Source organism: Pantoea sp. A4 (assembly GCF_000295955.2).
GTDB classification, from domain to species: domain Bacteria; phylum Pseudomonadota; class Gammaproteobacteria; order Enterobacterales; family Enterobacteriaceae; genus Pantoea; species Pantoea multigeneris.
This window is the reverse complement of sequence record NZ_ALXE01000045.1, coordinates 150,327-162,300: the sequence shown is the minus strand read 5'-3', so window position 1 is coordinate 162,300 and position 11,974 is coordinate 150,327. Positions and strand designations below refer to the sequence as shown.

Sequence of the window (11,974 nt, the reverse complement as noted above, 5' to 3'; positions counted from 1 at the left end):
AAAGTGCTAATTGGCAGTTTTTTAGGTGGTAGGTACTGATATTTCATAATTTTAGTGGGGGAAGGCATGCAGTTGACAAAGGAATCTGCATATCAAGCGATTGCAGAGTTTTTTACTGAAAAGCCGTTTGTTTTATTTGGCACAGGAACGTCATGTGCACTTGATATAAATTTTGGGATGCCAGCACTAGAGCGTCACCTTCGAGACAAGCTGAAAAGTGGCATGACAGATGCCCAGACACAACAATGGCAGCAGGTTGTATCTGCACTTGATGTTGGTAGCCATGATTTTGAATCCTCTATGGACTTCATAAAAGATGAAGTACTTACCACTCGAATAGTTGAACTTACTGCCAACTTTGTTGCTCACCACGACAACGTTCACGCTCATCAGATCATTTCAGGAGTACGTGATTGGCCCGCTGGCTCATTACTGAAAAAGCTTGTAGAGACACTGCCTCAGGCTGATAAACAACTTCACGTCGCAACTCCCAATTACGATTTATTAGCTGAGTACGCCTTAGTTCGATATAAGATCCCATATATTACGGGATTTTACGGGGGTTTTCTTCAACGTTATGATTGGAATGAAGCGAAAAAGACAGTTCAATCTATTCATAAAGGTTTAGGCAAGCAGAGACAACTACCAAGAATCGTTGAATCCAAACATGTTCGATTACATAAACCGCATGGGTCGTTAAATACATTTGAATGGGACTCTCACCTTATAGAGTGTAATAGCTGGATTCTCAACAAACCTCAAGGCGTCGTGCGGGCTATGATCACTCCAGGTACTGCAAAATATCAGAAATTGCACAAAGATAGGGCTCAGTTAGCTGAATACGATAGCGCTGTCGGAAACCATACCTGTTTTCTTTTTTTAGGATTTGGCTTTAACGATTCTCAACTTGTAAATAACGCATTTAGGAAAAAGCTTGAACAAGATCAGTGTCGTGCATTAGTTATCACTCGGGATTCAAATCTAAGAATCGAGGAATGGCTAGATAAATGCCCAAATATGTGGCTTATCTGCAAACAGACAAGTTCAGATAAAAGCAGAATCTACAATTCAAAGTTTGAAAACTGGCTTCACATAGACGACAAAGAATTATGGCGTTTTGACGATTTCACTAGCGAGTTCTTAGGGGGATAACATGGCTCTTTTTACTTTTAATGACGACAGCTACATTCTTGGAAATATTCGTGAAGTTGACACCAGAAAAGTAACCATTTTGGTAAATAGTGATAAGGATCTTCGTAAGGCCAGAGTTGGGCAGCTTGTAACAGTGCAACTCAGCGGTGCAACAGAATGTTGGCTCATTGGCATGATTGATAAAGTTATCAAAGCAGTAGTCACACAACCCATTACCCTAGAAGTGCAAGAAGATGATGCTGACGAGATAGATGCTTTTGAAGATAGCGTAGTCAACACAGTCAAGATTACGTTAATGGGTGGGGCCCGGTGGGATGCAATTGCCCAAAAGTATAAGTTTTCAAGATCTCTAGATCACGTCCCTGAAATCGACTCAATATGTTACATACTTAAAGATGCCCACCTAGAAGAATTCATGCGCGTGATTTCTGAATGTGGCAATGGAGAGGACTCGCTTGAATTAGGATCTTATAAGTTAAATGAAAATGCACGCGCTTATGTTGATGGTAATAAATTATTTCAGCGACATGCTGCTCTACTTGGTAGCACAGGTTCAGGTAAATCGTGGACTGTTGCTTCGATTCTTGAAAGAAGTTCGCGACTACCATCCTCAAACCTAGTGGTGTTCGATTTACACGGTGAATATAAAGAACTTTCCTATGCAAAACAACTGAGAATACCAGGGCCGGATGAGGTTAATATATATGATGATTCACTACTTTTCCTACCTTATTGGTTGCTAAATTCGGAAGAGATTCAGTCATTATTCGTTGATCGTAGTGAATTTAGTGCGCATAACCAAGTTGTAGTTGTTCAAGATGCAATTACCGAGCAAAAGAAATCTTTTCTACAAACGAATGGTAGAACTGATCTGTTGCAGTCTTTTACACTCGACAGTCCAATTCCATATTCTCTAAATCATGTCATTGAAAAACTAGAATATTTAAATGAAGAAAAAGTCGAAGGATCAAGAGGCCCTAAAAATGGTCCTTTCAATGGCGAATTCTCTAGACTGCTAGTGCGTATGGCAAGCCGCTTAAGCGACCGGCGCTATGGTTTCCTCTTTGATAGTCCTGATAAATTCAATCAATACGATTCGTTGAGTATGATTGCTGAAAAACTAATGGAATTTGGTGATGAAAAGCAAAGCATAAAAGTAATCGACTTTTCAGAGGTTCCGGCCGATATACTTCCAGTAATAATTGGTTTGGTTGCTCGTATCATCTATCAAGTTCAATTCTGGACTGATCCGAAGAGTCGCAGACCAGTTGCCTTTGTCTGTGATGAGGCGCATCTATACTTACCAAGAAAAGAAGGTAACCCAGTTGAACGCAGAGCGGTAGAAGCATTTGAAAAAATCGCTAAGGAAGGACGTAAATATGGCGTTGCATTAATGATTGTAAGCCAGAGGCCTTCAGATGTAAGTGCCACCATTCTTAGTCAGTGTAACAACATAATTTCTTTGCGTTTAACGAACGCGGATGACCAAGCAACAGTGCGTAAATTACTACCCGAAAGCTTGGAGAGCCTTTTAGAGGCACTCCCTATCATGGATGTTGGAGAAGCTATGGTTGTGGGTGACTCAGTGCTCCTGCCAAGTAGAATTAAAATTGACCCTCCTATTGAAAAGCCATTAAGTGCAACAATAGATTTTTGGTCTCGTTGGCAGGAAAATGCTACCAATACAGACTTTGCATTGGCAGTAGAAAATATGCGTCGACAAAATAGAACAAGATCATAATCTAAAACAGCCCCTCGGCGAGGGGCTTTAGCGAGCTAGGCTTGTTTTAGTCAGTCTTCGAATGATGCTGTATCCTTCAAAGAATTTTGAAAATAGTTAAGTTTGTCAAGTTCTCTTGCTGATTAATATATTATAACGTTAGCAACATCCTTTCACGGCATGAAGCAATCTACTACAACATCAGCAGGCTGCTATGAGCACAGTGCAGCCGTCCAATCATATTGCTATACATACATTTAAATATATATAGAACGGTATGTAATTTTAATTACACAGCCATTTGTACTACATAGCTATTACTCACGGTATCGAAAACTAGTCCATCGAGATACCTGACTATATTAAGTAATCCTGCATATTCTTGATCGAAATTTTCCATTGTTTTTCTATTGGCATTGTACCAATCCCGAGAATCTTCGTTAGCATGGACATTTCGATGCCTGTTTTTACAAATTTCATTTAAAAAAGAAATATCCCTTGATTGATATCCAGTGTTTAGGTCATTTGTAATGTCATATCCTAATTCATTTAAAATTAAGTCCTTTATATTGGAAAACTCTGGATTGTTGAATCTTTTTAGACGACTAGATAATGTATCTAAATCGGCTTGGTTTGTGCCTCGCATTAGCATGCAATTATAAACAATATGTTTTACAGTAGCTTCAAGAAATCTACATGCCATCACATAGACTATTATATCTAATAATGATTGAACTTTTATGGCAGCATGTGAATTAGGTCGGTGATGTATTGCAGCATTAATGCTACCGTCTAGGTTGCTTTTAAAAGTTGTTATTTCCGGTGAGTTAAAATTCATAGTCACTCCTTGAAAATATCAAGAGCAATATTAATCCTCTCACGTACCACCGAGGTAGAGGTTGTAGCCGAACGTAGCCTAAAGTCATTATTAATAATTTCAGAAAATATTTCTAATCCAGTTCTGATGTCGGAAATTTTATAATTCCATTTAATACAAATCCCTATTGCAACAAAAACAGTTTCAAGTAAATTTCTTTTTATCACTCCTTTACGTCTAAAAGTGTCGTTATCTAAATTAGACAATAATAAATCACATATACTCTCAAATAAATGAGCATATTTATCCATATAGTCATCACGGTGGGTTGACTGAAAGAAACTGAGAAACTGACTCATTGGAGGATGGTAATATTCATACCCATCTATTAATGCTAAAATTCTCAAAATCAATTCAATGTCGGCTAACCTGACATGAGGGGTGAGTGTTCCTAGAATCTCACGCCAAGCCTCATACTGATTCAATCGATGAAGTGTTTTATTGAAGTTTCCTGTATAAACACAATTCCTGACCTCTTGAGCTGTGAGTGGAATTCCTCCTGTATTTATTCGATAGAATAATTCATGGACAATGCTTGGATTAAATTCTATATCATCTATAATAGTTGCGTTTTGAATTGTATTTTTTAATCTTCGCTGAAGAACTAAGGGCAAATTTTTGTAACTTAGACCATTCCAAGAGCGGCCTTCTAGTCCCTCAAGCTTGAAGCCTTCTCCAGTAGAAAATTTTTCTGTAATAAAGAAATATATTGTTTTAAGTCTTTGAAGTCCGTCAATAACAATAAAATCTTCCCGCTTTGCATTCCTACCAAAGAATAAATTAGGCGTAGGGAAACCAATCAATAAAGAATCAATAAATAAGCTAGCTGTTCGTTTATCCCACACAAAGTTTCTTTGAAACTCTGGTTCTAATTCAAGCTCTTGGTTATGAATGAGATCAATTAGTGTAGCTACACTATATGAAATTGAATAGGTTGTTATTTTTGAAAATGCATCCTCAGATGAAAACTCAAAGTCATCATTATAATCACTATCAAAATTTAACGTTTTTGCCACAGTGCAATCTCCATATTTTATAAAATTGCGATTCAATTTTTTATGATTAACACTGTACATTTTAACGTCAGAAAGAGAAAAGTACAACAACTATAATAAAATCCATAGTGAAATGAAACGTATAATTAATACATTATATTAGTGCTTATATGGTTATCATTGTAGGTCGGTAATGAATTACATGCTTATTAAGTAATTCTACAGGATTTATTAAAATGCTATGATTTTTACTTCCAAAGTATCTTAATAATAAATGAATATACACTTGGGGTTCATACATGAACTCATTACTATATACTTAGTCTTCTAATGAGAATTGCGAGACATACGAGCGCCCTATATTGGTACAAGGCAGACTTTGACTACAGCAGTATCAATGTGCTTCAACTTTATTCCAAATGGAAGTTTAATAATGCCAAATATTCTTCTATTTCAAGATGTTGGGCATGGATTAAGGCCGTAGAGGCTATCTAGTCGATAAAAAACCTGCGTGCTTATGTAAGTTGCACAGATTATCCGTAAATCGAATGTTCTAATGTTAACTTCTTACACGCTCTAAAGCACTTGTCACGAAGATGGAATTCACATATTTACGAACATTCAGGGTTGTCTTCAGAATCACCAAGATGATAGAAACAAAAAATCCACGCAATTGCGTGGATTTTAATTTTACACTTTTCCCAGCCGTAAATGAGATTCAATAAAACCTCACCCGGCCCAAAAAGACTTAAACGTTAAACAGGAAGTTCATTACATCGCCATCTTTAACGATGTACTCTTTACCTTCTGAACGCATTTTGCCGGCTTCTTTCGCGCCTTGTTCGCCTTTGAAGGTAACAAAGTCATCGAAACCGATGGTTTGTGCGCGGATAAAGCCTTTTTCGAAGTCGGTGTGGATTTTACCGGCAGCCTGTGGCGCGGTAGCGCCTACTGGGATGGTCCATGCGCGAACTTCTTTCACGCCAGCGGTGAAGTAAGTTTGCAGGTTCAGCAGCTCGTAACCGGCGCGGATTACGCGGTTCAGACCTGGCTCTTCCAGACCCAGTTCAGCCATGAATTCTGCACGATCTTCATCTTCCAGCTCGGCAATATCAGACTCTACTGCGGCACACACGGCAACCACTACTGAACCTTCTGCGGCAGCGATTTCACGTACTTTATCGAGGTATGGGTTGTTCTCGAAACCGTCTTCATTGACGTTGGCGATGTACATGGTTGGCTTCAGCGTCAGGAAGCTCAGGTAGCGGATTGCGGCTTTCTCTTCTGCGTCCAGTTTAAGGGCGCGCAGCATACCGGCTTGTTCCAGCTGTGGCAGGCATTTCTCCAGCGCAGCCAGTTCAGCTTTGGCGTCTTTATCGCCACCTTTGGCTTTTTTCTGTACGCGTTGAATCGCACGCTCACAGGTATCCAGGTCAGACAGCGCCAGCTCGGTGTTGATGGTATCGATATCTTCTGCTGGATCAACTTTGCCCGCAACGTGAATGATGTTGTCATTCTCGAAGCAGCGTACCACGTGGCCGATGGCTTCTGTTTCACGGATGTTGGTCAGGAACTGGTTACCCAGGCCTTCACCTTTAGACGCGCCTTTCACCAGACCAGCGATGTCAACGAACTCCATGGTGGTGGAGATCACACGCTGTGGCTTCACGATCTCTGCCAGTTTGTCCAGACGTGGATCGGGCATCGGTACTACACCGGTATTTGGTTCAATGGTGCAGAAGGGGAAGTTAGCCGCTTCGATGCCTGCTTTGGTCAGCGCGTTGAACAGAGTGGATTTACCGACGTTCGGCAGGCCTACGATACCGCATTTGAATCCCATGGATATACCTTTCTCACTGATGAGCACAACACCGTAATGTCATGCTGGGGATGAATAAAAATTTTGCCGCATTATACACATAAATGCAGGTTTCAGGGCGTTTCACTGGCTTTAAAGGCGTGCAGACGGTTCATCGCTTTCAAACGATCTTCCTTGAGCCACACTTCAGTGCAGCGCGCCGCTTCGTCAATGGCGTCATCAATGCGCTTTTGTTCGCTTAAAGGCGGTTTGCCTAATACAAAGCCAGTGACTTTGTTGCGATCGCCTGGGTGGCCGATGCCGACGCGCAGACGGTGGAAGTTATTATTATTGCCCAGACGGCTAATAATATCCTTCAGACCGTTATGACCGCCGTGACCGCCGCCCTGTTTAAATTTAGCGATACCCGGTGGCAGATCCAGTTCGTCATGGGCTACCAAAATCTCTTCCGGCTCGATGCGATAAAACGTCGCCATCGCGCCCACGGCCTTGCCACTCAGGTTCATAAAGGTGGTTGGCACCAGCAGGCGGACATCATGCCCGGCCATATTCAGGCGCGCCGTGTAGCCGAAGAATTTCGCTTCCTCTTTTAAGGACTGATTGTAGCGCTGCGCCAGCAGATCCACATACCAGGCACCCGCGTTGTGGCGCGTGGCGGCATATTCAGCTCCGGGGTTCGCTAACCCGACAATCAGTTTAATGCTACTCACAATCTCTGTCCTGCACTTAAGAAGAAAGGGCGATAGTGTACTGCGCACGGCGGGGGATGACAAAGGCTGAAACCACTAAACGGTTGCCTGGAGTGATTAATGAAAACTGAATGAAATTAGGCGGGTAACTGTAAGGTTGCGTCAGCTTATCTGCTGGAAATGTGATCGTCGACGCAATGTTACGTCATGTCATTGCCTAAACTTATGGCAGATTAACATTACGTGCGATTTATTTTGCACCTTTAAGGAGGTCGACGATGAAACGTCATCATACTCGTACAGCAGGTAATGCACTGATGTGTGTCGGTCTGGCGACCATGGTCCTCGGGCTGCTGTTCTCCATTGCTAACCAGTTACCTTCTGCTCATCTGCCAGAGATGATCAATCACGGCGCGATGTTTGCCATTTTTATTGGCGCATTGATGTGGCTGGCGGGGGCGCGTATTAGCGGGCGAGAAAAAGTTGAAGACCGTTATTACTGGATTCGCCATTACGGTGATAAACGTTGTCGTCGTGGATCGCCTCACAGCCACTAAGCCTCTTCGTGCTAACGGCGCAGTGCTTCAGGCATAAAAAAACCGGGTTTAATCACCCGGTTTTTTATTTGCTCAGTCTGAACAGGACTTAGTGTTCGAACATCGCAGAGATGGATTCTTCGTTGCTGATACGACGAATCGCTTCGGCCAGCATTCCAGACAGGGTCAGGGTGCGGACGTTTGGCAGGGCTTTCATCTCGTCAGACAGCGGGATGGTATCGCACACGATGACCTGGTCAATCACGGATTTACGCAGGTTCTCTACCGCGTTACCTGAGAAGATTGGGTGAGTTGCGTACGCGAACACGCGCTTAGCACCACGTTCTTTCAGTGCTTCAGCGGCTTTACACAGCGTACCACCGGTATCGATCATGTCGTCAACCAGGACGCAGTCGCGGCCCGCAACGTCACCAATAATGTGCATAACCTGAGAAACGTTAGCGCGTGGGCGACGTTTATCGATGATAGCCATATCGGTGTCATTCAGCAGTTTAGCGATGGCACGGGCACGCACTACGCCGCCGATGTCTGGAGAAACCACAATCGGGTTTTCCAGGCCAATCTGCTGCATATCTTCCAGCAGGATTGGGCTACCGAATACGTTATCAACCGGGACATCAAAGAAGCCCTGAATCTGTTCAGCGTGGAGATCTACGGTCAGTACGCGGTCAACACCCACGCTTGACAGGAAATCAGCCACAACTTTTGCGGTGATTGGCACACGAGCAGAACGGACACGACGGTCCTGACGCGCATAGCCAAAGTAAGGAATTACCGCAGTAATACGACCTGCAGAAGCGCGACGCAGTGCGTCGACCATCACCACCAGCTCCATCAAGTTATCATTGGTTGGGGCACAGGTAGACTGGATGATGAAAATATCACCACCGCGTACATTCTCGTTAATTTGTACACTTACTTCACCATCGCTGAAACGGCCGACAGCGGCGTCTCCGAGGCTGGTGTAAAGGCGGTTGGCAATACGTTGTGCTAGTTCCGGGGTGGCGTTACCAGCAAAAAGCTTCATATCAGGCACGAGAATAACCTCAGGCTTTGCGTCCAGAGAATGAACGGCTTTACGATTTACCCGCGCATAGCGTAAAGCCGTTCATACGGGTAGTTGATGCGAAACGTGCAGTGTCTGGAACGTGGTGACACTGTCACGCATTCGCCTAAATCCCGGAAAGGGTACGAGTCAGGGGCGAGACGTTTTGTCCCTGCGCCACAAATCCTGTTATCCATTCCGGGGCAAAATCTAGCACCTGACGAGCAGCGGCCTCGGTGTCAAATTCAGCAAACACACAAGCACCGGTTCCAGTCAGGCGCGACGGCGCGTATTCTAGCAGCCAGGAAACGAGTGCATCAACCTCGCGAAAACGTTTTCTTACGACATGCTCACAATCATTGCTAAAAGGCGTATGTAAAAGCGTCTCTAATGAACGTTCAGGCGAATCTCTTGTTAAATCAGGATCGTTAAAAATTAACGGCGTTGCAACACTTACCCCAGGGTGTGCCACCAAATACCATTTTTCCGCAGGATGAGCAGGTTGTAGCTGTTCACCGACGCCCTCGGCAAAAGCGGCATAGCCTTTCACAAAGACCGGTACGTCCGCGCCGAGGCGAACGCCAAATTCAGCCAGCTCATCGGGCGTGAAACCAACTTTCCACAGGTGGTTCAGCGCCACCAGCGCCGTGGCAGCATTGGATGAACCACCCCCCAGCCCACCGCCCATCGGCAGAATCTTCTCTACTGAGATAAGCGCGCCTGCGTCAGGTGTCAGCCGCTGTTGTGCCAGCGCCTGGGTTTTCAGCAAGGTTGCGGCGCGTACAATCAGGTTATCTGCCTCTGCGACGCCCGCCACCGGGGTAGCCAGCCGAATCTCGCCGCTGCTGTTCGGGGTAATGTGCAGGTGGTCGCCGTAATCGAGAAACTGAAACAGCGTCTGCAAATTATGGTAGCCGTCAGGACGACGGCCCGTTATGTAGAGAAACAGGTTGAGCTTTGCAGGAGCGGGCCAGCGAATTGTCATTGCAGTTTCCAGCTATCCATACGCAGCTTAATGCGCTGTTGGCCTTGCGTGAGCTCCAGGGTGGCAGGCAGTGCAGGGGTCACATCGGTACGGTAATCACCGATCACCACTTTCCACTGCTGTCCATCGCGGCTGTAGTTCAGGCTGCGCAGTTGGAATTTGTCGTTGAGCTGGTAATCGGTGGCATCACCCGGCAGACCCAACATCCACTGACGCAGGTTAGCCAGCGGGATATCCATACCGGTGAGCTGCGAGATCATCTTCTCTGCATCGTTACTGACATAACGCTTGCCTTTATTATCCACCAGCTGCACCACGCTGCCCTGGGCATCCAGCTGTAATTCGGTGCTGCCCAGTGGGTTGGTCAGCAGCAGGCGATAGCGGTCGGCGGCGGTCTGCTGCCAGTTATAGCGGGCATAGACGTTCTGGCGGTTGGAGATGTAAGCAAAAGCACCACGGGTTTCGAAGTGGCTCAGTTGTTTCACTTCTTGTTCATGCTGTTGCCACTGCGGAGCGGTGACTGCCGGGCCAGGGCCTTGCGGCTGCGGCGGGTTCAGGGTACAGGCAGCCAGTAAGACGCTGGCGAGGGGCAACAGGCGCAGTAATGTGCGCGGGGAATATAGCTTCACGTGGTCATCTCCTCAGACACGTTTTTAATTCATAGCGATTAACGCTAAACATTCGCATTTAAGCAGTCAATGCTGTTCTGCATCAGTTTGTGTGTATTTGGTTAATCTTATTACAGTCATAGCCTTTGTATGGCTTTTCTTGATCTGCTGCATCTTGTAGAATGCCTCTCACAAAACCCTGACATTATTGGGCCAACACGACCCATATCGAATCACCATGACGCTGCTTGCTCTCGGAATCAACCATAAAACTGCCCCTGTTGCCCTTCGTGAACGTGTTGCGTTCGGGCCGGAATCACTGGAGCTGGCACTGAATAGCCTGCTGTCTCAACCCCGAGTACAAAGTGGCGTAGTTTTATCAACCTGCAACCGAACCGAGCTCTATCTCAGTGTGGAACAGCAGGCCGATCTGCGTGAGCAACTGGTGCACTGGCTGTGTGAATACCACCAGCTGCAGGAAGAGGATGTGCGTAAAAGCCTCTACTGGCATCAGGATAACGCCGCTGTCAGCCATCTGATGCGTGTGGCCAGCGGCCTGGATTCGTTGGTGTTAGGGGAACCCCAAATTCTTGGCCAGGTGAAAAAAGCCTTTGCCGACTCGCAACGCGGCCACTCACTCAACAGTGAGCTGGAACGCATGTTCCAGAAAACCTTCTCAGTCGCGAAACGTGTTCGTACAGAAACCGATATCGGTGCTAATGCGGTGTCAGTGGCGTTTGCCGCCTGTACGCTGGCACGGCAGATCTTTGAATCACTGTCGGACGTAAACGTGCTGCTGGTGGGCGCGGGTGAGACGATTGAACTGGTGGCGCGCCATCTGCGTGAACACCGGGTGAAAAATTTAATGATTGCCAACCGTACCCGCGAACGTGCGGAGCTGTTAGCAGAAGAAGTAGGCGCAGAAGTGATTGGCCTGGCGGACATCGATTCCCGTCTGGCCGAAGCGGATATCGTGATCTCCTCCACCGCCAGCCCGTTACCGATCATTGGTAAAGGAATGATGGAGCGCGCGTTGAAAGCGCGTCGTAACCAGCCGATGCTGTTGGTGGATATCGCGGTGCCGCGTGACGTTGAACCGGAGGTTGGCAAATTGCCAAACGCCTATCTTTACAGCGTGGATGACCTCCAGGCGATCATCGAACAAAATATGGCACAACGCAAAGCCGCCGCCTTGCAGGCTGAGAGCATCGTGGTACAAGAGTGCGGTGAATTTATGGCGTGGCTGCGGGCACAGGGTGCAGTAGACAGCATCCGTGAGTATCGTACCCAGGCGAATGATATTCGTGCTGAGCTGGAAAGTCGTGCGCTGTTAGCCCTGCAACAGGGTGCCGATCCGCAGCAGGTTCTGCAGGAACTGGCGCACAAGCTGACTAACCGTCTGATTCACTCCCCCACGAAGTCCTTGCAGCAGGCCGCCCGCGACGGCGATACTGAGCGGCTACAGATTTTACGTGACAGCCTCGGTCTCGAGTAGGCTGTTACCACCTTTCACGGGAATTCCTCTAT

General features: G+C 45.9%; 11 protein-coding genes. 4 read left to right on the top strand and 7 right to left on the bottom strand.

The window, feature by feature from the left end; all coding sequences use genetic code 11:
* The first annotated feature begins 66 nt into the window (after nucleotides 1-66).
* On the top strand, nucleotides 67-1,152 hold the full coding sequence (locus B880_RS0119025) for an SIR2 family protein (RefSeq protein ID WP_017349047.1): 1,086 nt from the start codon (nucleotides 67-69) through the stop codon (nucleotides 1,150-1,152).
* Nucleotide 1,153: 1 nt separating this feature from the next.
* Entirely contained in the window at nucleotides 1,154-2,893 is a 1,740-nt protein-coding gene (locus tag B880_RS0119020; RefSeq protein ID WP_017349046.1) for an ATP-binding protein, read from the top strand.
* A gap of 268 nt (nucleotides 2,894-3,161) precedes the next feature.
* On the opposite strand, the gene B880_RS0119015 is transcribed toward B880_RS0119020, so the two are convergent.
* The 4 genes from B880_RS0119015 to pth form a co-directional block, all read right to left on the bottom strand.
* Nucleotides 3,162-3,710: a hypothetical protein gene (locus B880_RS0119015; RefSeq protein ID WP_017349045.1), complete on the bottom strand. Its 549-nt coding sequence runs from the start codon at nucleotides 3,708-3,710 to the stop codon at nucleotides 3,162-3,164.
* Nucleotides 3,711-3,712: 2 nt separating this feature from the next.
* The gene (locus B880_RS0119010; protein ID WP_026042773.1) at nucleotides 3,713-4,765 is read right to left on the bottom strand and encodes a DUF262 domain-containing protein; all 1,053 of its coding nucleotides are present in this window, start codon (nucleotides 4,763-4,765) and stop codon (nucleotides 3,713-3,715) included.
* A gap of 727 nt (nucleotides 4,766-5,492) precedes the next feature.
* Nucleotides 5,493-6,584, bottom strand: coding sequence for a redox-regulated ATPase YchF (ychF, locus tag B880_RS0119005; protein WP_017349043.1), 1,092 nt, complete (start codon nucleotides 6,582-6,584; stop codon nucleotides 5,493-5,495).
* 92 nt (nucleotides 6,585-6,676) lie between these two features.
* Nucleotides 6,677-7,273, bottom strand: coding sequence for an aminoacyl-tRNA hydrolase (pth, locus tag B880_RS0119000; protein ID WP_017349042.1), 597 nt, complete (start codon nucleotides 7,271-7,273; stop codon nucleotides 6,677-6,679).
* Nucleotides 7,274-7,530: 257 nt separating this feature from the next.
* On the opposite strand from pth, the gene ychH reads away from it, so the two are divergent.
* Nucleotides 7,531-7,809: a stress-induced protein YchH gene (gene ychH / locus B880_RS0118995; RefSeq protein ID WP_017349041.1), complete on the top strand. Its 279-nt coding sequence runs from the start codon at nucleotides 7,531-7,533 to the stop codon at nucleotides 7,807-7,809.
* 88 nt (nucleotides 7,810-7,897) lie between these two features.
* On the opposite strand, the gene prs is transcribed toward ychH, so the two are convergent.
* From prs to lolB, 3 genes are all read right to left on the bottom strand, one after another.
* Nucleotides 7,898-8,845, bottom strand: coding sequence for a ribose-phosphate diphosphokinase (gene prs, locus B880_RS0118990; RefSeq protein ID WP_017349040.1), 948 nt, complete (start codon nucleotides 8,843-8,845; stop codon nucleotides 7,898-7,900).
* Nucleotides 8,846-8,981: 136 nt separating this feature from the next.
* Entirely contained in the window at nucleotides 8,982-9,839 is an 858-nt protein-coding gene (ispE, locus tag B880_RS0118985) for a 4-(cytidine 5'-diphospho)-2-C-methyl-D-erythritol kinase (protein ID WP_017349039.1), read from the bottom strand.
* On the bottom strand, nucleotides 9,836-10,468 hold the full coding sequence (gene lolB / locus B880_RS0118980) for a lipoprotein insertase outer membrane protein LolB (RefSeq protein WP_017349038.1): 633 nt from the start codon (nucleotides 10,466-10,468) through the stop codon (nucleotides 9,836-9,838). Before lolB ends, ispE begins: the two co-directional genes overlap by 4 nt.
* 217 nt (nucleotides 10,469-10,685) lie before the next feature.
* On the opposite strand from lolB, the gene hemA reads away from it, so the two are divergent.
* Nucleotides 10,686-11,942 carry a glutamyl-tRNA reductase gene (gene hemA / locus B880_RS0118975; RefSeq protein ID WP_017349037.1) on the top strand — a complete coding sequence of 419 codons (1,257 nt, stop codon included), beginning with the start codon at nucleotides 10,686-10,688 and terminating at the stop codon, nucleotides 11,940-11,942.
* The last annotated feature ends 32 nt before the right edge of the window (nucleotides 11,943-11,974 follow it).